This window comes from Chloroflexota bacterium, assembly GCA_018648225.1.
Classification (GTDB): domain Bacteria; phylum Chloroflexota; class Anaerolineae; order Anaerolineales; family UBA11858; genus NIOZ-UU35.
The window spans coordinates 1-24,557 of record JABGRQ010000124.1 but is presented as its reverse complement, the minus strand read 5'-3'; the positions used below and the strand labels follow the sequence as shown (position 1 = coordinate 24,557).

Sequence of the window (24,557 nt, the reverse complement as noted above, 5' to 3'; positions counted from 1 at the left end):
CATCTTGAATGGGGGTTGTACTCTCGCTGGCTGAAAAGGAATATTTATCGCCATTTACAAAAAAATAGGAATCGCTTTCAGCGAGATCGAGGCTTTCTAGTGGGGTAGTGGCTGCTTCACTCTCGGGGATGTCTGTTACCGCGGTTTCTTCGCCTTGGGGAGATGTATCGCCCGCGGAGGGCGAATCTGCACTTTCAGCAGGATCAACGCTCTCAGCAGGGGGGCTGGTTCCCGTTTCTTGGGCTGGATTCTGCTCCTCAGCAGTGGGAGCCTCATTGGCAGTTTCGTCCGCATCGGTATTCTCGGTTTGGGGTGGTGGGGCAGCCTCTTCGGCGTGGACACTATTCAACATTGGCCCGACACATAATATTACCAGCCACAGCGTGACCAGAATTCCCACCTTATAGATATTGTGCGAAATTTTGCCTTGTGGCACTTAGGATCTCCCGCGGTTGTCACAAATTATGAATATGTCATTAATTCTACATTAATAATCCAGTTTTGGATAGTACCCGGGTTCCTATTGAAATAACCCTCAATCCTTATTGACGTGAACGCTTGAATCGAATAGCATTGGAGAGATACAAAGATATACCGGGAGAAAAAAAGATGCAGAAAAAACTTGTTTTGACTCTACTTTTGATGGTTGCCATTCTTGTTGGTTTGGTGGGGTGTAATATGCCCAATAAAGATGGTGATATGAGCGAGATGGATTTGTTGCAAACGGCTGCCCAGGAAACCGTTATGGCACGGCTTACTGAAACAGCCAGTGGCGATACTCAAGCATCCCCAACAATAGAGACAGGCACAGCAACCGAAACCGCCACCCTGATCCCTTCGGCGACTACGGCGCCGCCCACTGGCGTACCGCCAACGCCCTTGCCTTGTAATTGGGTAGCTTTTATGGATGATGTTACGTATCCGGATAACGCCCAGGTAACGACAGGAACATCTTTTGTAAAGACTTGGCGGTTGAAGAATATTGGAACTTGTACGTGGACATCGGGCTATCGGCTGATTTTTAGTCATGGCGACCGCATGGATGCACCCAACGAAGTGCAGGTTACGAGCGGATCGGTTGCTCCAGGGGCGCTTGTGGATGTGTCAGTAAATCTGGTTGCACCGGCTTCCGCGGGGACGTATCAGGGTAATTTTTTGCTGCGCTCATCGGACAACGTAGTCTTTGGCTTGGGTGGCAGTGCGAATACAAGTTTTTGGGTGAAAGTAGTAGCTGTGGCGCCAAATACACCCACGCCTACGGCTACAGCCACAGCTACAGCGACAACAGAACCTAAACCTGATCTTTATATTTCAGAAATTGCTTACAACCCCGCCGCGCCACATCAAGGCGATGTCGTTACCGTCAGTGTTACCACGTATAATGGTGGCGATGCAGCAGCCGGAGCCTATACTGTTGAGTGGTACGCTGCTGGCCCCACGTTAGGATGTACATGGCCAGTTGCAGGCAATAATGCACATGGTGGAAAGGTACTCACCTGCACCTACACATATGGCGGCTGGAATCACAACTATGAAACAAAGGCCATTGCAGATACTACAAATGCAGTTGTTGAAAGCGATGAAACCAACAACACAAGAATTCAACCACTAGATGTAAGCCCCTAATTAAAGAAAGCAGGTTTGAATAATAGATTAGATCGTTGCATGGGTGTGTGTTGTAGGTAGGTTACAACACACACTTGTTTTCGCGGAAAAAACTCGTTTTCTAACTATTGACGAGACCACCCAAAAGGAAGTAAAATGTGGGCTGTAGGATGCCAGAAAGTTTTCGTTGGACTAGATAAGGAAGAAAACGGCTCAAGGCAAGACCGAGCCGTTGTTTTTTTGCCCCTCCGATGGAACGATCAGCACCTAAAAGTCAGTCATTTGGGGCTTACGTTTGGTAAGCTCCGCCCGTAACATTTCAAAAGGAGTTTTAAAATGTCTGAACGTATCGTCGGTACGGTCAAATGGTTCAACGGTAGCAAAGGCTACGGCTTCATTGAGCGCGAAGGCGGCAAGGATGTCTTTGTACACTATAGTGCAATTCAGGGAGCTGGCTTCCGCAATTTGGAAGAAGGTCAGCGCGTTGAATTTGCCGTTGAAGAAGGCCAGAAAGGGCCGCAGGCAGTTGAAGTAACTGCTCTGTAATTTCAATAAATTTGACAACAAAAAGCCCCGCCAATTTTTGGCAGGGCTTTTTTTGATCGCTGATTCAGCCCGAATTGGACTGTAACAAGGCCTTCTCTGAAGCATAGGTCATCTTTTCGAGAGCAGTCTTTACCGGAAGCCAGGCGAGTATATCTACTTCGGAATTTTTTCGAAATTCTCCATCATTTTCTAATCCCATATTCCAAAACAAAACAACTTTGGCGACGCCTTTTACGGTATATGCAATGCTGCCCGCGAAACTTGTCAGCCGGACTTCATAGCCGGTTTCCTCGCGTAGTTCCCGCTCAGCGGTTTCCTGCCAACTCTCGCCGGGGTCGCGTTTGCCCTTGGGGAGCGTCCAATCGTCATAGCGGGGGCGGTGGATGATGGCAATTTCACGCCCCGAAGGTGTTGAGCGCCAAAGTAAACCGCCTGCCGCTTCGATGACCAGCGCATAGGGGTGTTCGTTGGTTTCATTCATAGCTGCTTCTCCCAGAGTTTTCGTATCTATTCTTCTTTGATAGCGAACAAACATTTGAGATATTCGCCTTCGGGAAATCCAATTGGGTGATCGCTAGGATGCCCGCTGCTTTCCAGTTGGCGTAATATAACCCCCATTTGCATTGCAGCTTGATGAATGTGGATGTAAAAGCTCTCAGAGCTGATCCGGCTGGAGCAAGAGGCCTGCACCAATATTCCACCGGGTTTCAAAACCTGCAATCCGAGCCGGGTGAGGCGTTGATAGGCTCTCAGCGCTGATTGAATCTCGGCGCGGCTTTTAGCAAATGAGGGGGGATCAATGATGACAAGATCATAGCGTTGATTTTCCGTGAAAAGCTGAGTCAGGCTGCCGAAGGCGTCGCCGCAAATGGGGATGTGTTTAGCTGCCTGGATATTGGGGTGCTGCTGGTTGTGTGCAAAATTGCGCTCGGCGGCATCCAACGCCAGTTGGCTGATATCTACACTGGTGATGGTTTTGGCGCCACCGCGCGCCGCATAGAGCGAGAATCCGCCGGTGTAGGCGAAGATATTGAGCGCATCGGCGTTGGCGGCGAGCGCTTCCACGCGGGCGCGATTGTCGCGTTGATCGAGATAAAAACCGGTTTTATGCCCGTGGATAGGGTCGGCTTCAAAGGTGAGGCCATTTTCCTGAAAAAGGATCGGGCTATTGATGGGTGTGCCGTAAATCAGGTCGCCATCTTTGAGGCCAAAAAGCGCTTCGGGGCGAGCTGCCACCTCGCGGCTGAGTTTGAGTAGAATCCGCTCGGGGGCAGAATTCGCCCACAGAGGCAACAGATCAGCCAGATAGGGAATCCAGCAGGCACTGTAAATTTTCAGCACCCAGGTTCGAGCGTATTGATCCAGCACAAGGCCGGGCAAGCCATCGTTTTCGCCATGAATCAAACGGAATCCGTTGGTATTCTCCGGGATGTCTGCGCGTGCATGGAATGCTGCCAGAATTTTCTGCTGGAACCAACCTGCATCAATGGTCGCCGGTTGGTGATGTTGTAAAACGCGCACCCGAATGGGTGAATATGGATCATATAACCCGGCTGCCAGAAAGCGCCGTTTTTGGTCGAAGATGATGGCGAGATCGCCCGGTTGCCCGGTTTGGCTTTGTTTGCGGATGGCTTGATCGAAAAGCCAAGGATGCCCCTGGCGCAATTTTCGCTCGGCTGCGGGAGTAACCTGCAGGGCTATATTTTTGTGATTGGGGTGCCTAATACTATAAATGCGCTCAGAAGTTGGATTCACAGTGGGGGTATTGGCGTTTATTCGGCGTCAATCCAGACTTCGACCAGGGAAAGTACGGAGGTAAAATCTTCGCGTTTATTAACGATATGATTGAAGTGTTTCATACCGTGACGATAGGCTCCTTGAGTATCGAGAGTTCCGCGTTCGAGGGCAGTATAGGCCAGCAGCACAGGCGACTGTCCCTGGTGCTGGCGCACGGCAGCGGCGAGTTCGGTGCCATTTTTTTGTGGCATCATGATGTCAATTACCCAGACTTTGGCTTGTAATTGTTGCTGGGTGATGGCGTTATAAGCGAGCATGGAGTTGCTCATGGTCATGAAGCGCCATTGCGGATATTTCCAGATGAGATATTGCTGGAAGATGTCGGTTACTGAAACTTCGTCGTCGATGATAATGATGTCGTATTCGGTCGGTGACATTGTTCTACCTCTATTCCGTGGAGAACGTATTATAATTCCGCTTTACTTTATTTGAGGACTTACGCACACCCCTATTTTCGGTATAGTTTTCAACGAATTGCCTAAGCCCTATATTTATATCACGGAGTTGGTATGTCTGCAGAAGAACTGCAAAAAATGAGTTCGTTTAAAGCATGGTTGTTAGCCGCGCGCCCGAAGACCTTGCCCGCCGCCGCGGCTCCGGTTGTGGTCGCTTCGGCGTTGGCCTATCTGGATGGCCGGTTTGATTTTTTTCCTGCTCTGGCGGCGTTACTGGGCGCGTTGCTGTTACAAGTCGGCTCGAATGTTGCCAATGATTTGTATGACTTTATGCGCGGTTCCGACGCGGGCGAACGCTTAGGCCCTATGCGTGTTACACAGGCCGGATTAATTCCAGTAGCGCAGGTGCGCCGCGGCATGTATCTGATCTTTGCCCTGGCGGCTCTGATCGGCATGTATCTGGTTTTTCATGCGGGCTGGGTTGTTGTGGCGATTGGCGTGGCAGCTATTTTCGCGGCGGTAGCCTATACCGGCGGGCCTTTTCCTTATGGCTATCATGGCCTGGGGGATGTATTTGTATTTATATTTTTTGGACTGGCGGCGACAGTGGGCACATATTATGTGCAGTCACACACGACTTCTGCTCTGGCCTGGTGGCTGGCAATCGTGATGGGATTGCTGATTGTGGGGATTCTGGTTGTCAATAATATTCGTGATATTGAAAGTGACCGTCAGGCAAATAAGCGCACATTGGCTGTGATCTTTGGCCTAAAATTCGTGCAAGGGGAGTACGTGGCTTGTATTGTGGGCGCGTATCTGATTCCGGTGTTGATCTGGCTTCTGGGGCTGATGCCGGTGACAGGATTTCTGGTTTTGCTCTCGATCCCGATGGCTGCGCGTCTGATTCAAACCATCTACACCGAGCAAGGGCGCGCCCTCAATAAGACGCTGGCAGGCACGGGACGTTTAACGTTGATCTATGCGGTATTATTTTTAGTGGGGATTTTGTTACAGGGGCTGGTTTAGCGTAACGATGCAGTGACGCAAGGAAATTCATAAAGAAACTGGCGGCTTCGCGTTGGATGTTGTCTGATCGTTATTTATGGGCTATGTACCCGCACCAATACGCTGTAGGTAGACGTATATTCATTATTCGTATCCGCTTCAACGCGTTGGGCTGAAACCTCTGCCCAGTTTGATAAATTAAATTCAGGGAAGCGGGTATCCACCGGCGTATTGACATGGACGCGCGTCAGGTAAATACAGTCCGCTTGTGGCAATGCCTGGCGGTAAATCTCTGCACCACCCGCAATAAATAATTCAGTTTCGCCGCGAGCGGCAGCAATATTCAACGCTTCACCCAGCGATGTCACCACCTGGCATCCAGGGGCGCGGAATAGTGAGTTTCGGCTTAAAATAATCATCTCGCGCCCCGGCAGCGGCCCGCCAATGCTTTGATAGGTTTTGCGCCCCATCACAAGATGATGCCCCATTGTCAGTTGTTTGAAGCGCCTCAGGTCGCTGGAAAGCCGCCAGGGCAGGCAATTTTCCACACCGATACCATTGGCTTCATCCATAGCTACAATCAGTGAAATTTTCATCACACAGCAATAGGGGCCTTGATGTGGGGATGAGCCTGATAATTCTTCAATTCGAAATCAGCATACTGAAAATCGAAGATGTTCTTCACCTGGGGGTTGATGTGCATCTGGGGCAGCGAGTAGGGCGACCGGCTGAGTTGAAGTTGGGCCTGCTCGAAGTGGTTCTTATAAAGATGCGCATCGCCAAAGGTGTGCACAAATTCGCCGGGTTCAAGCTGGCATACCTGGGCAAGCATTAACGTGATCAGCGCGTAGGATGCAATATTGAATGGCACACCGAGAAAAATATCCGCGGAACGCTGGTAGAGTTGGCAGGATAATTTTCCATCGGCAACATAAAACTGGAAAAGTACATGGCACGGGGGCAGGGCCATCTGTTCGATTTGGGCGACATTCCAGGCGCTGACGATCAGCCTGCGGGAGTTGGGATTCGCCTGGATGGCCTGAATCACCTTCGTGATTTGATCCACGCTGCGCCCATCCCCATTGTGCCAGGATCGCCACTGGGCGCCGTAAACTGGCCCGAGGTCGCCATCCGCATCGGCCCACTCATCCCAAATGCTGACTCCATTTTGATTTAGATACTGGATATTGGTTTCCCCCTTCAGGAACCAGAGCAGTTCATGGATAATGGAGCGCAAGTGCAGTTTCTTGGTGGTGAGTAATGGGAATCCGGCGCTGAGATCAAAACGCATTTGATAGCCAAAGACCGAACGTGTGCCGGTTCCCGTTCGGTCTTCTTTGTCTACGCCATGCTCCAGAATATATTTGACAACCTCAAGGTATTGCCGCATGTCTGTCTCCGATAGTTAACGAATTCGTCGTTTCCATTCTTCTTTTAGTTCCAATGAACGCGGGCTTTCGCCCGAGGGGAGCGCCATGAAATCGGTCATTAGCCGATTGAATACGCTGGAATTATCCAGCATGGGGAAGTGACCACTATTTTCGAGTGTAATAAAATGACAGTGAGCAGGCAGCATGGCCTGTGTGCCGATGTCCGTCAGGGCAATTGCAGGATCGTTGTTTCCATGCACCAGCAGACAGGGCAAATTGAGGCGCTGCGGCAGGTTAGAAATATTGGCGCTTTCGAGATGCTGAAAGGAGTGATAGATGGCATTCTGATCGGCTTTGGGCGCTTCTTTGCGGGCGGCTTCGGAATCGGGGGTAGACCCCAGCAGCCAATCTGCCAATTCTTGGGGCGAATTCTGTGCTAAGCGCGGGTTGATTTGCGCTATTTTCAGCGGGATGCCTACAGCCATTACGCGGTCCACATACGTGGGGTTTTCCTCGGCAAACATAAGTGCCACAATGGCTCCCAGGCCATGTCCGACGATGGCGATACGCCCAATCCCCATCTCATGAATAAAATCTTTGAGTAAGCGCAATTGTTGTGAGAGCATATAGCGGCTGGTATTCTTGGCCGTATCACCAAAGCCCCACATATCCAGTGCATACGTGCGATAGTTTACGGAGGCGGCTTGCATCGAAGGAATCCAATACCGCCAGGAACCGACCCAACTATGTAAAAAGATAATCGGGCGTCCGCGTCCCAGCACTTCGTAATGGACTAGCTCGTCTTGTAAAATAATTGCGCTCATGCGAGTTTTTTAGGCGCCAACCTGTTGTAAAATTTGAGTAACTTTTTTGATAAGCTGGTCAATCGCGAATGGCTTGATAATATAATCAATCGCGCCAACCTCAAAACCTTCTTTAACTTCGGATTCCTGGCCTTTTGCCGAGAGAAATGCAACCGGTATATTAGCTAATCGAGGGTTTTCTTTCATACCCTTGCATGCTTCATAGCCGGTCATGCGCGGCATACGGACATCCATGAGAATTAAATCGGGCAAATCATTCTGCTCAGCCATTTCGATGGCTTTTTCCAGAGCTTCGGCGCCGTTGGTCGCGGCGATAATTTCGTGTCCAACGGAGTGCAGCGTGAAGGTAATCAGATTTCGAATATCCAGCTCATCTTCTGCGATAAGGATTTTTGCCATAATTGCCTCTATTTTTCGGGTTTCGGGCTTGCGGTAGCGAAGGTGCTATGTTCATCTTCTCGGTAAATGGGCAGTGTCATCGAGAAGATGCTTCCCTCCCCGGGGATGCCGCTGCTCTGCAGCCAGATTCGGCCTTTGTGCATTTCGACAAGCTGCCGGACAATGGATAGCCCCAGACCAGTTCCGGCGGTCGCCAGAACCAGCGGATCTTCGCCGCGGTAAAAACGTTCAAATACGCGCTCCTGATCTTCAGGTAAAATGCCAATACCGGTGTCATGAATATCAATTTGAACTTCAGAATCCAGTTTATGCAATTTAACATCAATATGGCCTTCAGTTGGGGTGTAATGGTAGGCGTTGTTGAGCAAATTTGTCAAAATTTGGCGCACGCGTTCGGCATCACCGAATACTTTGGGTAAATTGTCTGGAATATCCACTGTGAATGTGAGTGGTTTGCCTTGTTCTTCGGCGTGTTGGCGTTGATCGGCCACAACGGTAGTAACTAATTCTTGCAAGCGCACAGGTTGCAGCGAAAGATCAATTTTTCCGGCCTCAATTCTGGATACATCCAGCAAATCATTGACCAAAATATTTAAGCGTTGGGTATTGCTGAGAACAACTTCTAAAAATTGGGTTTGTTGTTCAGAAAGCGGACCGGCCGCGCCCATGAGCATGATTTCAATATAGCCCTTGATGGATGTCATTGGTGTGCGCAGTTCATGGCTCACGGTAGCCACAAATTCCGATTTGAGTCGATCTACGACAACCTGATGGGTAATATCACGGAAAATTGAAACGGTCCCCAGGAATTCATTTTCTAAATGTACCGGCGCAAGGTTAACCGCCACAAAACGCCCATCTTCCAGTGTGATCTGCTGAGTATATGAACTGCTCCGCTCTGCGCTCAACGGCTGATCTGACCAGCCCGAAATTGTGTTGAACCACATTTGGGCTGCATTTCCAAAGAGACCGCTAAAGCTCTCCAACGATTTTGATATCACATCATCGCGTGATAACCCCAGAACTTGCTGCGCCGAGTCGTTAAACAGCGTGATTTTCCCATCACTATCTGTAACCAAAACGCCATCCGCCACGGCTTCCAGAATCGCCCTTGAACGGCTGGTTTCAACCTGCTGGGTGCGGAGCATATTACCCAAACGTTCGGCTTGCTCTCGAATAAGATTGAATAATTCGGCATTGTTGATCGCAACCGCAATCTGGTTTGCCGCGGCTTGCGCTAAATCAATTTGATCGGCATCGAAGTGTCCGGGCGAGCGGTGGAATAATAACATTACGCCCAATAACTCTGTGCCCACTAATAATGGCACTCCCATGGCGCTGCGGTGGTCGAGTTGAGCGGTCGCATCGTCACTTTTCCAGCGTGCATCATTGTGCAAATCGTCAATCAGCATGCCATCCCGGTTGCGGATAATCCAACCGGCCAAGCCATCTTTCACGGCCAGATTCGTCGGCCTGCCGCCCAGGGGTGGGGGTGTGGTATACCCCAGCGATGCGCGATAATAAAAAGTGGCTTCACCGGGTCGAACCAGCAAGATCGTGCTTTGTTCAGCGCCAGAAACTTCATTGAGCAAAATTAGCGTTTGGTTGAGTACATGGTCAAGGTCTAAACTGGCGGCAAGTTCGCGCATAATTCGCAATAAGGCCTGGGTGCGATCATGTTCCGCAGCCAGTTGTTGCGTGCGTTCTTCTACGCGCTGTTCCAGTTCCGCGGTGAGCTTCCGGGTTTGGATGAAGAGACCGGCGTTCTCAATCGCAACCGCAGACTGATTGGACAAAATGCGAGTGAGTTCAATTTCATCAGCCGTAAAACGATAGCGCTGATTGGAGTGAACGAAGATGAACCCATGCAAATCTTCACCCGTAGCTAGTGGGAGAATCAGCAACGAGATGGTGTTGCGCACTTCGAAAAATGCAACCAGGGGTTTGAGTAATTCTTCCTGATAAACATCCACAGTGTTGAAGACCCCCAGGGACTGTTCCAGATAGGCAGTGATGGGGGCGCTGGGGAGCAGGAGCGGCATTTCTGTAACCTGTGTGGGTTCCTCGTAATGAAGGGATAACTCACCCTCGCGGTAGACTAACCCCGAAACAACACTGCTGGGTAACGACTGATCCAGTTCGCGGCACGTAATCTCAAGCAGATGATCTAAATCCAGTGAACTGCTAATTTGCTGGGAGAAGCGATTGATCACTGCCAATCGTTGTGAGCGTTGATCCAATTCGGTTGTGCGTTCCAGACTTTGGCGATACAAATCGGCATTTTCGAGCGCTACGGCGGCCTGGTTGGCGAAAGTTATCAATATCTGGATATGATCCGATTTGAAGAAATCAAGCTCCGATTTTTCCAACGCGAACACACCCAAGACATCACCTTTTGAAAGCATGGGGATCGCCAACCAGGATAAACGATTGGCAGGCATAGTTGAAAAACGCTCATCTTCTCGAATATCCGCTACATACAGCGGGCTGGCAGTCTGGATCATTTCGGCGAAGAGCAGGCTATCTTCGATGGAGGTTTGTACACCCAATAATTCATTGCTTTCGGCAAAGCCGCGCGCCGCCCGAATGGTGAGTTGATTTTTCTCGCGGATCCAAAGCGTGCCCGTATCGTAGGGTACCAGTTCTTCCAGAGTTTCCAACAAAGCCTCAATCAATGTGTGATACTCAAGCTGGGTTGAAATTTTTGCAGATACATTGCTGAGTGCATGAAGTTGCGTAGCACGTTGTTCCGCGGCGCGATACAGGCGAATATTTTCCAATGTCAATGCCGATTGGCGTACAATTGATGAAACCATCATTTGATCGTCAAGCGAAAAAGCAGCGGCATCCTGGAAGTTATCAATCAGCAACACCCCGAAAATCGACTCGCCAGATTGGATGGGCAACGCCATTGCCGAGACAGGCAGTTTTTCGCCAACAGCTTCGCGGTAGCGCAAGAGATCTGTTTGCTCCAGCCGATAGTGTTGCGAGAAATTCACCTCGCTGACGCGAGTACTTTTCCCTTCCGAGAAAACTTGATGAGCAAGTGTGTCCCGTTCAAAGAAATCAATCGCCATTAAAAGATCGGGCTTCGCATAGCCATATGCTGCTGCTGGCTTCAAAGTATGTTGTTCTTCGTTAAACAGCAGCACCATGCCCGCCTGAGCGGGTTTAACAACCTCAATTGTGCTTTCCACCAACAAATGTGCCACGCGTTGGGGTTCCAGCCCGCCCAATTGTCGGCTGAACTCCAGTAGCAGATATACTTCTCGCAATCGCTGGCTGGTATCGACAAGCAGCGCTAAGTTATTCAATGCGGTTGAAATTTGTCTGGCCAATAATCCGAAGAGTTTTTCATCATCCGCTGAATACGCCATGATCGGGGCTGGACTGACGGCTAAAAATGCCACCGATGCACCGGCCTGGGCCAGAACAGGAAAGCAAAGGAAACTGACCGCATTGAGGGCTTGCAGTAAAGGTGAATTTTGCCAGGTTTCGTGCGCTGCGATATCTTCAATCAGGTAAATATCACCAGCGTGGATGCTTTGAACCAGGGGGTTTCGTTGACCTAATAATGCATCGATGCGGATATTCTTGGGCTGCTTTCCAAAGGTTTCAATGAGTTGGGGGGTGTCTGCCTGCATCTCTACGACGAGTACAGCCTCCAGCCCTAATTTCGAAATCAACCCCTGTCCAACAGCATCCAATACAGATGCCCGATCAGGTTGGCGAGCAACGAGTTCGATAATCTCCAATACGGCATTACTGTTTTGTTTGGACTGCGCCAATAGTTGGTTTTCCAAAATCTTGACCGCGCTCGTTCGGCTTTCGGTGAGGCGGCTCTCAAGGGTTGTGATCTGGCCTTCAAGCCGTTGTGTCCATTCGTATTGGAGGATAATGTAGGAGGCTTCTATCGCGAAATCGCTTAAAATTTCGAGAATGAGGCGCTCCGGATATTCATCTCTGGGAAGTGAGCAAACTGCAATAACACCTAAAGGTTTTAGCGGGGCCGTGACGAGAGGGAGAAAAATAACAGAGCCTGGTTGAGCCGGATCTCCCAGATTCATGAGCAAATCCATCCAGGGTGGTGTTGTCTCTTCTTCGGCTGGCGCGATGAAATAGGAGGTCAGCAAGAGATCTTTTGCCTGGAAAGTACTTTCGATGCTTTGCTGGTCGAGGGGTAACTCGCGTAGCTGTTTCAGCGCGTCAGGCGAAATACCAGCCCCTGTGATCCACTGTAATTGATTTTCAGATTGGTAAACACCGATAACTACCGCCGGGCAAGTAGTTATTTCTCGAATGCCTGCTGCAATTTCATACAGGGGTTTTTCGAGCGGGTTTTTTTCATGCATTACCTTAGAAGCGTCCGAAATGCTCTTTAACGCCTTAAGACGTTGGTGCATCTGGCGGTTGCTATGCTGTTGCTTGTGATGCCGTTGAGCATTTCCGATGGCTACAGCTGCTTGCGCGGCGAGCGCCTGAGCAATTTGAACGGCATCTTCATCGAAGCGGTCTGGCTGCGTAGCATGAAGATGGATGATCCCCAAAATTTCACCTTGATAGGCTATGGGAACAATCAGCGCTGAATGCACTCCCTGATGTGGCGGTCGTATTGAGGCTTCGTCGAGCGCCTCTGGCGGATTTTGATAATCGCTAACCAATACAGGTTGGCTTTGTTGAAGAACCATTTTTTCCAGGGGATGCAATTCCTTGCCGGGGGCATCGCCCAGGTAAGCGCGTACTTCGGGTTCTGCTGAAGTTTGTGCAGAATCTTTGAATAATAGTATTGTGCCGCAATCTGCTTGGATGGCGCTGATGGCTTCTTCGTAGACTCGTTTAAGGATATGATCGGGGTCTGCCGATGAGTTGAGTTCTCGCCCAATGCGGGTGAGCGCTGTGAGTTGATCGACGCGTTGCCTCAAGTTGGCATCCGTCTGATGGGTGAGTGCATCTCGTTCAATGGCAACACCCAATTGCCCGGCCACAGTCATCGTTAGTTGAATATCACTGCGCGTAAAATGATCGGGGTGCCGACTCGCTAAAACAATTTCTCCCACCCCCCGGCCGCGGAAGATCAGCGGGACATCAATTGCCGAGCGCGTTTCCAGGGTTTCGATCATTAAGCGATACGGTGGCACGATACGGCGATCTTCCAATGTATCATTAGTGATGAAAGCTTGTTGGCTGTGCGTAACGATATACTGGGCAAAGGTTTGAGATACGGGAATTTTCCCCAGTTGTTCATGGAGTTTGGGGTCTACGCCGTAAATGGATTCAGCATGGACGCGTAGCGCGCCAAGATTTTCATCTAAAAAGAATATCGCCGCGGCATCTGCCTTTAGCAGGCGAGAAAGCTCAAGCACCGAATATTTGAGGGTTTCATTGAGATCGGCTTCGGAGCCAGACAGGCTGGCAATACGGCGCAGCGACTCTGCTCGTAATGCCCGCTGAATGGATTGCTGTACCAGATCGGCGTTTTCGACAATGGGAGCGGCTTGCCCGGCAAGGATTGCTAGCAAGCGTTCGTCATCCAGGGTGAAGTTGCCCCCATCTTTTTTGTTGGCAACTTGCAAGTATCCCAGCGAGCGTCCGCCACTTTTCAGCGGAACCAATACGGCGTGTTTCATTCCAGTGGGGCGGGCCAAATGCGCCAGTCCCAGAGCAATCATATTTTCGTCTTCGCTTGTATCGCTAAAAACCAGCAGCTCTTGTTTGCGCCACACACGGTCACCAGGGCTATCGGGTGGAATCTCGGCCTGATACAAAGCCACAAATTCAGGAGGAACGCCAACAAAGGGGAGCTGAGCTACCAGACGGCGATGGGCTTCGTCGAATAATAAGAAACCCGCAATTTCGACATCCAGTAATGATGCGATCCCTTGGGAGAGACGCGCAAAAAGCTCTTTCGAATCTCTCACCGAGCTAATTGCTTGCGTAAGCTGCGCCAGGCTTGAAAGTTCCAGCGAGCGGCGTTTTTCTTCCCGGTAAAGCAGCGCATTATGCAATGCTATCGCCGCTTGCCCTGATAGTAATTGCAATAGTTCAACATCTTCTTCGCGAAAAGCGCTTCTATCGAGTGATGTCAGATCAAGCGTACCGATCAATTCGCCCCCCATTAGCAAGGGCAATCCCAGGTAAGAGTGAAATGGGTATTTTTGCCGGTCAATCAATGGGCGGACAGCGTGATGCCGGTCAACATCTTCGATGAGCAACACCGCTTTGCTGGCTGCCACCGCCCCAGAATAACCCTCGCCCAACGGGTAACGTTCCCCCGTGGTTTCCAGATGACGGTCAATCCCCTGTACGCCTACAAAACGGTAGGGCACCAATTGCTTCGTTTCTGGTTCCCATATTGTAATCTCTGCAAAATCTGTGGGAATCAATCGATCAACACTGTCTAAAATGGCCTGCAAGGTGGTTTCCAATTCCAAATCGGCGGCCATAGCCTGATTGAGCGCGGTTAAAATCTCGATAGTCTGGTTGGAAACTCCACTTTTGCTGGAACCCAGTATATTGAGTTGCTGCGGACGCAGGGAAACGAGTACATGCTTTCCGCTCCCATTCGGGATGAAATACGAAGCTGCATCCATCGTCTGGCCCGTAACCATTAGCTGGGCCTCTCCCTCTGTGGCGCACAAACTTAATAATGTGTTTCCCGGCCGAACTTTGCGCGCCAGTCGCTCAATATTCGGCGTTACGTCCCACACATCAAATATTGTGCGTGCCTGATCGTTAATATAGCGGATACGCCCACCAGGTTGCACGATAAAAACCGCGTTATCGTGGTCTTGTAAATCAAGGTTTACAGACATAGGGGACGGATTTTTTGATAAAGATAGTTTTTTTGAGATGAAGCGCGCGAGCAAAAATGTCAGGCTAATGAACCCTAGCCCGGTGAGAAATAGTGATATTCCGAGGGGAATGGCGGCCATTTCGAACATAGCTGGTCAGCGAACCAGAAGATGTTCTTGCGCCCAAAGTTGGTTCTGCAAATGCTTACCCCTCAGCCCGACGGGCTTCGGCAGCCAACTCGGTGATCTCACGAATATCCGCAAACTGATGTTCGGCAGGAGAAACCAACCCAACCCCAACACTCATCAGTGGGATGTGTTCTTCTTCGCCGCTGGCGTTTGTGATGGAAATATACCCCTGTTCGCGGTCTATGAAGTTATAGTGCGTGAGGATTTCTTCGCTGAAGCGGGCTTTTATACGGCCCCGAATAGTGGCGCTGTTTTCCGCTTCAATGATGATGATGAAATTATCACCGCCAGCATGACCGATAAAATCATCGGGTGTTCCCAGTTCGTCGACGATTTCATTCAAGAGCATGGCTGTAAATCGTAATACATCGTCTGCGGCAACAAATCCATACTCTTCTTTGAAGGGCTGATAGCCATTGATACGAATATCCATCAGCGCCCAGCCATCGGCGCGAATAATACGGCGCAGATGGTCTTCAAGCAAACGTCCAGAAGGCAGGCCGGAGCGCGGATCGGTGAGGCTTTCGCGCTCGGCGCGCGCAATTGCGTTTTGGACGCGTAGTTTTAACTCTTCAATGTCGAATGGCTTGGTGATATAGTCGTCTGCGCCCAATTCAAGCCCCTGCAAACGGTCACTGCGCTCATCTTTTTGCGTGAGAAATATCACCGGGATATGGCTTGTACGCGTACTGGTTCTCAACTGACGGCAGACTTCATAGCCATCAATATCGGGGAGCATAATATCGAGAACAATCAGATGGGGCAGGTTTTGCCGGGTTTTCTCGAGCGCGATCGCACCACGCTGGGCGATATCAACATCATATCCCTGTCCGGCAAAATATATGCGCAGCATATTCGAGATGTCAAAATCATCTTCAACAATTAATAAGCGATGTTGACTCATGGAAACCTCCTATATGAAGGTGGTCGAGGCAGAAATATTGAGACCAATGTTTCCTCCTACCTTAGAAATGTCATCGCGAGGCGGAATAGCGGCGAATCAAGCCTCTGTTTTTTTGGAATAAACTCAACGTATATATTATTGCGAAGTACCTCATACAAATTTACGCACTGCGTTGATTTGTCCTTCAGTTACGGGTTTCTCAAATGAACGAAACCCGCTCAGACGAAATCCATGTTTACGGGCAATGCCAGCAATTTCATCAACACGCTGTCGGGTAATATCTTTGCCAACCGTATAATCTTCGAAACGGCCATCTAACGCCAACGCCATGGTTTCGGCCATGCAGGCATAGGCTTTTCCGGACGGGAACCCAAAATCGAAGTTGAAGTTCACCGGCCCGGGCACGTCTACAATGCCGCCATCTATGACAAGCACATCTTTGCGCTGCGCGGCAACGTGTGCCGAAACATCGCGGGGTCGCGCCACATCGCAGATAACACTGCCGGGTTTGAGATACTCTGGCTGGATAATGGTATGTGCAGCGCTTGAAACTGTAAGAATGATTTGCGCGTTTTTAATCGTGCGAACATCGGTACTGATATGAAGCGTGGTTCTGGTTTGGGCTTGCAATTGCTGTTGTAGCGTGCGCAATTTTTGCTCATCACGCCCGATCAGATAAAGTTGAGGCACTTTATCGGCCAGCAATTGGCTGCATACTTTGCCAATGGCGCCGGTTGCGCCAACCACGGCTGCCGTTGTTTGAGTAGATACTAGCCCAATTCTTTCGGCGGCTTGCGACACAGCCTCAACAGCCACTGCTATGGTATAGGCATCGCCTGTTGTTACGGGCACTTTGAGGGCTTTGGCTATTGTCAGGCCGCCATCGCCCACGACCGATGTAAAAGCGCCGAGACCTAATATCTGCGCGCCCAACCGTTCTGCCATTCGACCAGTCTGAATAATTTTATTGTAGACTAGTTTCTGGGGCAATTCTAACATACGCGCCGCTGTAAGGGGGCATGCAATCAGCCAGCCGCGGATTTGTTTTCCAGTGGCTTGCGAGGTAATGCCTTCAATTTCGGAGAGGTATACAGGCGGGAAGAATGTGGAGAAGAAGTTTATTAAAGATACTGGCAATACGCGTCCCAGAAATGGGAACTTGCGACTGACATCGCGTTTAGGGTCAATCGGATGAATGATAAAGGCAAATGAATCCACGGTTTACCAGGTTTCATGTTCTATTTCGCCTGGACGGGGGTACAGACGCGGGTGCAGTTTGGCAAAATTAAACAGATGATGATCGCTTTCTTCATAGGAAATATCTTTGGAGACAACTCTCCGCTCGGGGGATGCAACCAGCACAACGTCCGATTCGATCGTCCGTGCCGGGAAGAAGATCATCCCTGAACCCAGGCGGCAGTTATGTCCTACGCAGCCTCCCAATACCGGTCGATTGGCATCTCCGAGGGTTCTGCCATCGCCATCCCGCGCTTTGAGCGGCGTGGGAATCAGGTTGAAGTCGGTGAAGGTTGATCCCGCGCCAATGAAAGTATTGCGTCCGATAACGCACATTTGCAGGCAGGTGTTTTGTGCCACCATGCTGTTATCCATAAACGTGGTCATAAACATGGCGGCGCGGAAAGGCAAGAAGGCGCCATCGCCAATCACAGAAAGCATTACCTGGCAGCCTTGCCCGATATTGACGTTATCGCCAATAATGCAATTTTCGATCACCGCACCCGGGCCGATTGTCACGTTGTCGCCAATGGTTGTCGGGCCGTGGATGATGGCGGTGGGGTCAATCACACAGTTGCGCCCAATTTGCACTACGCCCGATGATTCTAAAACCTGTTTGCCTTCGTACATAGCGTTGGCAAGCACTTTTAGTTTAAAATAGGGATTTTCATCCAAGTGTTTTTCAAAGCGAGCGCCGCGAGAAAACAAGCCGAAGACAACATCGACAATGAAAATATGTGTCCAGGCATCTATGGCGATAATGCTGCGCAGTGGAACCTGAAAAGTGAGATCGCCCGATTCAGTAGCCATGTAGGTGGGTACATGGTAATAGCCAATTTCACGTGCAAAAAGATCAATCACCAGAGGCTCTGTATGAGGGCTGGAGCCGTGGGGGTAGTACCAGAGATCAAGGAGATAATTTTCGCCCGATTTTTCGTAGGAGTGCGAAAGAGGCAAGGCGTGTTCTCGAAATGCCAGATCGTTTGCAGAACAGGCTGCGCGTGAAGCCCCAGCGCGTTTTTTGGCCTGGATGATAAATTCTTTGATATATTCGGCATCGAAATAAAGATTATCACGGTAAACCAGAGCTGGTCCCGAGAAATTGGGTAGTTCTGCATCGGGGCCTACTTGTAATTCGCGCTCAATGTAGGGGCTAAGCACATCGCGCTGAATTAGCCAGAGCGGCTTATTCTGAATCCGTAGATCGCGCGCGGGTTCGTTGAATGGGTGAATATGGCGAGGGGCAGGCAGAATGATTTTTTGCATCGTTTAGCCAAGCGGTGTTTTGTTAATCTCTATTGTACACGCTGAATCGCCTTGTGCAATACAAGTTGTCTCTTCTACATTAAAATATTTGCCGCTGCTAATCCAGTAAAGCGCTTCTTGCAAAATGCCAACAGCCAAATGGCAGGCTGGGGCATCGGTATGCCGTTGCCAGCAAAGTGGACAGCGTTCAATTTGCCAAGAAATAATTTCTTCGGTCTCTGTAATCTGCACTTGTTGGTCTGAAAATTGATTGAAGGCCTGGGCAAATAATTCGGCGCCTATTTTTAGTTTTGTTGGCAAGGGGAGCAGTCGAAAGGCCATATCGCTAGCGCCTAGCAAAACCCCGTAGTTTTCTAGTCCGTACTGAAAGCAAGCCTGACCCGTGCGTAATGCCAACCCGCGTCCGGCTCTGGGGCCATAATAGTTTTCAAGCCCTGCCATCAGCGTGCTGAGGCGTTCGAAGGGAAAGTGTCGGTCAAAGTTGGCGGGCGGCAATGTGTTTTGCTCGACTTGCTCCGATAGATTAGTGAGCATATTGATCCCGGTCTGACCAATAACATCTTCCAGCGCCAAAAGAATAATGCGTCCCATATTATTGGGATAGAAATATATTCCAGTAGCCGTTGACATTATTCGCTATCCAGGAAATTGTGGACGGTATGCATAAATCGCTCGGGTTCATCGAGCATAATAAAATGACCGGCATTCTTGAACCGTTCAACGCGCACGTTTGGCATATGCGCCTGCATAAGCTGCCACTGTTTGGGGTGCACAATAACATCTTTATCGCCATACATGCCCATTGCGGGGATATTGATTTGTTCTAAAAAGGGGCGCAGGTCGGTGCGGCGTAGGGATTCGATGCTGAGCAGGAATGATTCAAGTGTTGTGCGCGACAAATCGCGTGAAATCATTTCATACCATCTTGGGTCTTGAGTAATGATTGGCGCGCCTACGCGCAGCCCAAAATGAAGCGCCCCCATCATCTGGAAGACTAGTGAAGCAATCCAACGACGACCAGCCAGTTTTAATAAAAATGCCAGTGAGGACCCCACAATTGGAGAGCCAATAACGGCCACTTTGCTGACGCGTTCCGGATAGTTGATAGCCGTTGAGAGACTGACTGTGCCCCCCATGCTATGACCAATTAACGGCGCTTGTTCAATTCCCAGACGCTCCATAAACTGGTTAACCATACTGACAAAATCTTGTACTGCAAAGGTGGGTACTTTTTTCCCCGATTCGCCAAACCCCCAGAAATCCAAAGCATAGGTACGATAATATTGCCCTAAATACTTCATGGTTTGTTGCCATAGCCCCCAAGACCCTAGCCAACCATGCAGTAATAATACAGGGCGTCCGCGCCCGTAAACTTCGTAATGAAGAATTCCTTGATCGGTCGTTATTGAAGACACGAGTAGCGAGTTATCAATCTAAAACGTACCGGCTTCCATTTCGGCCAGGATACTGTACAGCAATTCCAGAAGAACTTTCTTAACTTCTTCTTTGTCTAGCGCCACACAAGGAAGCAACTTAATTTTAGGGTCGAGACGCAACGCAATGCGCATATCGTCTACAGACCAGGCATCATCCATATCTTGTTTGTTGGCTGCTACAACATAGGGCGTTGGTGCGTAGGCACGGAAGGTCTCCAAAATACTGCGTGCCTCACGGAAAGTTCCCGGGCGAGTACTGTCTACCATTACAATGAATCCCAACATGCCTTCAGAGAGGATTTCCCACATAAAATCGAAACGTTTTTGCCCGGGTGTGCCAAATAAATAGAGAACAAGGTTGTCGTCAACGGTTATGCGGCCAAAATCCATCGCAACTGTAGTTGTTTCTTTAATCCGCTCGGCCTCGGAGGAAATTTTTCGCTCGGTTGCAACGACGTCAATCTCACTGACGGTTTGAATGAATTCCGTCTTCCCTGAACTAAAGGGGCCTGTAACCACCATTTTTACTGTTTGCATAAGTTCTCGCCTCTTAGTTTGATAGTCGATAAGACCAACCCGCAACGTTCATTTATAAAGAACGTATGCGTGTGATAAGACGGTTGACTAGCGATTTCTGTTCTTCGGTATTCGCCGTCGGTAAAACCGGTTTTTGCGGTACTACAGATACGCCAACCGGGCGAACCATTTCAACCAATCCGGCCTGCAACAGACCATAAACAATTTTGCGAATTTCCAGATCGTTCATTTTGGTCGTGTTGGCAATTTGGCGCAAGGTGTTTTTCGGATTGATATACGATACGACGCGCCATTCTTCTACGCTCAGGTTGACATTGCGCAAATCGGCACCGGGGCGGGCTGTAAAGCTGAGTGCGATATCCAGGCTGGGGATTTCATCCTGGAGTTGTTCCCACTCCCGAAGGCGGCGCGAACCATCCATGATGATGTTCTCCAACCCGATCTGGAGGGTGATCTTCCCGTCCGGGGGGTTGGATTCATCTTCAAAGTGGAAAAGTCCCTCTACCCAGGTAAATATCCGGTGCAGTATGCCCACAAATTCTGTTCGCAGGCTGGATAATATATCTTCCTGAGAGATGTAGTTGGCGTTAATCAGTAATAACCCCAATTCTTTATCACTCATATGTGTGGCGCGCGTTTTTATCGTGTTGTATTGTGCTCGAGTGAGTTTATTTGCCCGGTGAAGGACTGCAACCAGCGCATCATCTTCGGCTCCCATTTTCGAGTAGGCCAATTTCCCATCTCGAAATGATACCCAGGCTGAATCGTTAGGGCCTTCAACAATCAGCGTGCCTGTTTTTTTAGCCAGGTTGATGAGGTTGAGTAGCTGATTGATCGAAAAATCGCGCAGGTTGCCTTTGAGTGCCATAAAATGCGTTGCTCTGCCAGGGAATTAAAATTTGTCACGTCAGGGCGATTATACTTCTTCCGTTCCGAAGCGTCAAATCGCATCCATTTACGCTTCGGTTGCATTGTAAGTAATTGCCGAAAAATAGGGGTGTCTGGGGGCGAAGCCCCCAGACACCCCTATTTTTTGTTTTTTTGTTCTCAGTGGTGAAAAATTATTTGCCTTGTAGAGGTAATTGCGGAAGCGGTTTTAAGTCTTGATAGGCCATGCGAATCTGCCATACTCTGAGGGCGGCTTCCAATTGGATTTGAAAAGACATTTTTGACTCGCCGAGATTTCGTTCTGCAAAGTAAATCGGGATTTCGTAGAAGCGGAAGCCCAGGCGGTGAGCGATATGTATCATTTCAATTTGAAATGAATACCCATTGGAACGCACGCGCCCTAAGGGCATTGATGCAAGTGTTTCTCGCCGCCAGGCGCGAAACCCACCGGTTACGTCTTTGATCGAAAGCCGTAAAATTTCGCGGGCATAGTAATTGCCGAATGCCGATAGTGCTTTGCGCCATAGAGGCCAGTCATCGTCCAGTTGGCCATCGGGGATATACCGAGAGCCAATTACAACATCATGGGATTCGAGGGCAGTTAATAGCTCCCCTATTTTCTCTGGTGGATGTGAAAAATCAGCATCCATCTGAACGATACATTCAGCGCCTTCAGCTAGCGCACGTTGAAATCCCTGAATATAGGCTGAGCCAAAGCCTAATTTTCCACCGCGTTGAAACACAGCGATTTGGTTTGGGTAGTGCATAGAAAATTCGTTGGCTATATCACCTGTGCCATCGGGGCTGCCATCATCTACGATAAGAACTTTGAGCGATTCAATAGGTAAATTGAAAAGAATGGGGATCAATTTGGTGATGTTTTCAGCTTCGTTATAAGTTGGGATTACAATAGTTGGCTGCATAATTTTTTAATGGATTTGGGATGGTACTTCTACCATCCCAAGACATTTGTGTGATTGTTTTTGTATGCTTTCGCAATTGAAAAGTTCTCATAGCCCCCTGGCCTTTAGTGCTGTTTTTAATAGCAAAGAAACTGTTCGTTTTTTTTGACTAGCTATGCTGAACGATCTTTTCCTTAAGCTCTTCTGTAGTAGCGAAGGGGCCATGTTTGGGTAGAATAGTGCCAAATTTCAGCCCCAATTTTTGAGTCTGGTCTTTGGCCGTATCGCGGTCTTTGAGAGGGTAAAAATAATCGAAAGATTGTTCCACGCGTGTGCGAATGCGATTGCCAAGTTCAACCAGATTATCCAGATTGGTGATGACAAAGAACTGCGCGGTTGTGATATGTCCTACAAAATCCGATGTGTTGCCCAGATTGCGGACAGCATTGTGAATCATCAGGCTAACGGCTCGTAAAACATCGTCTGAGGCAATGAAACCATATGCATTGCGGAAAATATCTAAATGGGCGAGTGAAATAGATAAAATAGCCCAGTCTTCCCGTAGAAGACATTCACTCAAACGTTCATCTACGAGTGCGCCTTCTGGAAATCCGGTAACGGGGTTGTTGATGACATCTTGTGAAGAGCGTTGAAGTGCGTTGCGTACTCGTAAGCGTAATTCCTGAATATCAAAAGGTTTTGTGATGTAGTCGTCCGCACCAAGTTCAAGCCCCTGTAGTCGGTCTGCGCGCGTTCGTTTTTCAGTTAGGAAGATGATGGGGATATTCTCGGTACGGCGATTGTTGCGCAGCCGCCGAGCTACTTCATAACCATCAATGTCGGGCAGGCGAATGTCAAGGATTATGAGATCTGGTGGTTGGAGTTGAGAAGTTTTGACGGCATCTTCTCCCCAGTTTGCTGTGGCAACGTTGTATCCTTGAACATTGAAATAAGCTTCAAGCATTTCGGCAACATCTAGGTCGTCTTCAATTATGAGTATTCGCGATTGTTCTTCCACAATGGTTTCTCTAGTCTAAAGGTTTTTTCTGGATAACAAATTCACATACGTCGTGCCCCATGGCGACGCATTTCGATTCATTTACGCGGAACTCTTTTCCACCCGATACCCACTTAAGTCCAGCTTGTAGCAATCCGGCCGCGACAAAGCATACTGGTTTATCTTCACCGCTGCGTCCCCAGCAGACGGGACAACGGTGAATTGTATAAATGAAGTCATGTTCCCGTGATTCAACCGTAGATATTTGGTCGCTCATTTGGCTGAAAATTTTTGCCATTGCAGGAACCCCGATATGGAGTTTTGCTTCAAGGGGGAGTACTTTGAATGCCAGGTCTCCTGCTCCTGCCAGCGCCCCAAAATTTTTCAGAGCATCGTCAAAAGTAGCTCTGCCGGCACGTAAAGCCAACCCTCGTCCACCGCGCGGCCCATACATTTCTTCCAACGCCAGATTCGTTGCAGAAATATCTGAGAAATCAAACTCCTTATTGAGATTATCTGAAGGAAAATTTTCGATCAAATCACCCAGACTTGCAAGATTTAAAATGGCATTTAAACCATTTTTGCCCATCACATCTTCTAAGGCTTCAAGCATGATTAATGCAAATTTATTCGGATAGTAAAAACCGCTTTTGGGAATCGATTCCATTATCAACTCACCGCTAAATCAATTTTGTAAGATCATCGGCTGCGCGCCGCATGTCTAGGAAAATTAGACCCAATTTAGCATTTTCGCGTGCTAAAGCTGTTAGTACGGCATCATCGCCAATTGACATAAGTACCACGAAACCTTCTTCACCTTTAATATAAACTTGATCGAGAGATCCACGGCCTAATTCCGATGCGATTCGTTCACCTAATGAAAGCATTGCCGCCGACATTGCTGAAACACGATCTTCCTCAACTGCTTGTGGTAAAGCTGAAGCGATTGTTAAACCATCAACACTAACTACTGCCGACGCTTCAATATCAGGAGAAGAAGCCTGTAGGTCGCGCAGGCGATCTACCATGAGTTGTGAGCGTGATTTTGTCAAAGCAACCATCCTTCTGAGCGACTTTGATAGTCTCTCTGTTTGGTAGTATCAATAGAATATAACGAATTTGGTAGATAAGTAGTATGGGAAAACAGATATTCCTGTTACGTGTATTTAGTGACGGAAAAAATTTAATATAACACAAACGTACCTTACTCTAGCATATAGCAATGGAAGTGTCAAGAAATGGGCAGAGCCTTCGGAAAATATGACTTTGTCAATGATATCTGCTGAAAAATTGATGATATTGGAATTATTTTTCTTGACTTTGCCCCATGCGTATGATAAACTATCGGTCGTTCTGGTCCCGTGGTGTAGTGGCTAACATGCCGCCCTGTCAAGGCGGAGATCGCGGGTTCGATACCCGTCGGGACCGCCTGAAGTAATTTCAGTAGGACAGCCTGGAGTAATTGTGCTC

23 protein-coding genes and 1 tRNA gene are annotated in these 24,557 nt (G+C 49.0%); 4 read left to right on the top strand and 20 right to left on the bottom strand.

Translation table 11 applies throughout. The annotated features are described in order from the left end of the window. The coding region (locus HN413_12480; GenBank protein ID MBT3391215.1) for a hypothetical protein at positions 1-436 on the bottom strand (436 nt) is incomplete at its 3' end. A gap of 173 nt (positions 437-609) precedes the next feature. On the opposite strand from HN413_12480, the gene HN413_12475 reads away from it, so the two are divergent. Continuing rightward, the gene (locus tag HN413_12475; protein ID MBT3391214.1) at positions 610-1,626 is read left to right on the top strand and encodes a hypothetical protein; all 1,017 of its coding nucleotides are present in this window, start codon (positions 610-612) and stop codon (positions 1,624-1,626) included. A 315-nt stretch (positions 1,627-1,941) separates the two neighbouring features. Continuing rightward, the gene (locus tag HN413_12470; protein MBT3391213.1) at positions 1,942-2,151 is read left to right on the top strand and encodes a cold-shock protein; all 210 of its coding nucleotides are present in this window, start codon (positions 1,942-1,944) and stop codon (positions 2,149-2,151) included. 64 nt (positions 2,152-2,215) lie between these two features. Here the strand turns inward: HN413_12470 and HN413_12465 are convergent, their stop codons facing one another. Genes HN413_12465 through HN413_12455 form a run of 3 tightly spaced genes read right to left on the bottom strand, consistent with a single transcriptional unit; the run spans position 2,216 to position 4,325 of the window. Beyond that, a complete protein-coding gene (locus tag HN413_12465) occupies positions 2,216-2,632 on the bottom strand; it encodes an NUDIX hydrolase (protein ID MBT3391212.1) in 417 nt (138 codons plus the stop codon). 26 nt (positions 2,633-2,658) lie between these two features. After that, on the bottom strand, positions 2,659-3,906 hold the full coding sequence (locus HN413_12460) for a hypothetical protein (GenBank protein MBT3391211.1): 1,248 nt from the start codon (positions 3,904-3,906) through the stop codon (positions 2,659-2,661). A 17-nt stretch (positions 3,907-3,923) separates the two neighbouring features. Beyond that, positions 3,924-4,325: a response regulator gene (locus HN413_12455; protein ID MBT3391210.1), complete on the bottom strand. Its 402-nt coding sequence runs from the start codon at positions 4,323-4,325 to the stop codon at positions 3,924-3,926. Positions 4,326-4,457: 132 nt separating this feature from the next. On the opposite strand from HN413_12455, the gene HN413_12450 reads away from it, so the two are divergent. Then, a complete protein-coding gene (locus HN413_12450) occupies positions 4,458-5,369 on the top strand; it encodes a 1,4-dihydroxy-2-naphthoate polyprenyltransferase (GenBank protein ID MBT3391209.1) in 912 nt (303 codons plus the stop codon). Between the two features lie 74 nt (positions 5,370-5,443). Here HN413_12450 and HN413_12445 read toward each other — a convergent pair whose 3' ends face one another. From HN413_12445 to HN413_12370, 16 genes are all read right to left on the bottom strand, one after another. Then, complete coding sequence (locus HN413_12445; protein ID MBT3391208.1) at positions 5,444-5,944, bottom strand: dihydrofolate reductase; 501 nt, start codon at positions 5,942-5,944, stop codon at positions 5,444-5,446. Next, positions 5,944-6,738 carry a thymidylate synthase gene (locus tag HN413_12440; protein MBT3391207.1) on the bottom strand — a complete coding sequence of 265 codons (795 nt, stop codon included), beginning with the start codon at positions 6,736-6,738 and terminating at the stop codon, positions 5,944-5,946. Before HN413_12440 ends, HN413_12445 begins: the two co-directional genes overlap by 1 nt. 15 nt (positions 6,739-6,753) lie before the next feature. Further along, positions 6,754-7,542 carry an alpha/beta hydrolase gene (locus HN413_12435; protein ID MBT3391206.1) on the bottom strand — a complete coding sequence of 263 codons (789 nt, stop codon included), beginning with the start codon at positions 7,540-7,542 and terminating at the stop codon, positions 6,754-6,756. Positions 7,543-7,551: 9 nt separating this feature from the next. Beyond that, a complete protein-coding gene (locus HN413_12430) occupies positions 7,552-7,941 on the bottom strand; it encodes a response regulator (protein ID MBT3391205.1) in 390 nt (129 codons plus the stop codon). 8 nt (positions 7,942-7,949) lie between these two features. Next, positions 7,950-14,753, bottom strand: coding sequence for a GAF domain-containing protein (locus HN413_12425; protein MBT3391204.1), 6,804 nt, complete (start codon positions 14,751-14,753; stop codon positions 7,950-7,952). Positions 14,754-14,937: 184 nt separating this feature from the next. Beyond that, positions 14,938-15,825, bottom strand: a complete 888-nt coding sequence (locus tag HN413_12420) for a response regulator (protein ID MBT3391203.1) — start codon at positions 15,823-15,825, stop codon at positions 14,938-14,940. Between the two features lie 150 nt (positions 15,826-15,975). Further along, positions 15,976-17,043 (bottom strand): polysaccharide biosynthesis protein, encoded by a 1,068-nt coding sequence (locus HN413_12415; GenBank protein ID MBT3391202.1) that lies wholly within the window; start codon positions 17,041-17,043, stop codon positions 15,976-15,978. A 3-nt stretch (positions 17,044-17,046) separates the two neighbouring features. Next, positions 17,047-18,327 carry a multidrug transporter gene (locus HN413_12410; GenBank protein ID MBT3391201.1) on the bottom strand — a complete coding sequence of 427 codons (1,281 nt, stop codon included), beginning with the start codon at positions 18,325-18,327 and terminating at the stop codon, positions 17,047-17,049. 3 nt (positions 18,328-18,330) lie between these two features. Continuing rightward, the gene (locus tag HN413_12405; GenBank protein ID MBT3391200.1) at positions 18,331-18,957 is read right to left on the bottom strand and encodes a 4-vinyl reductase; all 627 of its coding nucleotides are present in this window, start codon (positions 18,955-18,957) and stop codon (positions 18,331-18,333) included. Continuing rightward, a complete protein-coding gene (locus tag HN413_12400) occupies positions 18,957-19,742 on the bottom strand; it encodes an alpha/beta hydrolase (GenBank protein ID MBT3391199.1) in 786 nt (261 codons plus the stop codon). The genes HN413_12405 and HN413_12400 overlap by 1 nt, the downstream gene beginning before the upstream one ends. An 18-nt stretch (positions 19,743-19,760) precedes the next feature. Beyond that, on the bottom strand, positions 19,761-20,300 hold the full coding sequence (locus HN413_12395; GenBank protein MBT3391198.1) for an ATP/GTP-binding protein: 540 nt from the start codon (positions 20,298-20,300) through the stop codon (positions 19,761-19,763). Positions 20,301-20,352: 52 nt separating this feature from the next. Continuing rightward, positions 20,353-21,168: a DUF4388 domain-containing protein gene (locus HN413_12390; protein MBT3391197.1), complete on the bottom strand. Its 816-nt coding sequence runs from the start codon at positions 21,166-21,168 to the stop codon at positions 20,353-20,355. Positions 21,169-21,361: 193 nt separating this feature from the next. Beyond that, complete coding sequence (locus HN413_12385) at positions 21,362-22,111, bottom strand: polyprenol monophosphomannose synthase (GenBank protein MBT3391196.1); 750 nt, start codon at positions 22,109-22,111, stop codon at positions 21,362-21,364. A 148-nt stretch (positions 22,112-22,259) separates the two neighbouring features. Continuing rightward, entirely contained in the window at positions 22,260-23,108 is an 849-nt protein-coding gene (locus tag HN413_12380; GenBank protein MBT3391195.1) for a response regulator, read from the bottom strand. Positions 23,109-23,118: 10 nt separating this feature from the next. Then, positions 23,119-23,754, bottom strand: coding sequence for a 4-vinyl reductase (locus HN413_12375; GenBank protein MBT3391194.1), 636 nt, complete (start codon positions 23,752-23,754; stop codon positions 23,119-23,121). Between the two features lie 13 nt (positions 23,755-23,767). Beyond that, a complete protein-coding gene (locus tag HN413_12370; GenBank protein MBT3391193.1) occupies positions 23,768-24,148 on the bottom strand; it encodes a hypothetical protein in 381 nt (126 codons plus the stop codon). Positions 24,149-24,442: 294 nt separating this feature from the next. On the opposite strand from HN413_12370, the gene HN413_12365 reads away from it, so the two are divergent. Beyond that, positions 24,443-24,515: transfer RNA gene (locus HN413_12365), tRNA-Asp, on the top strand. Positions 24,516-24,557 lie beyond the last annotated feature (42 nt).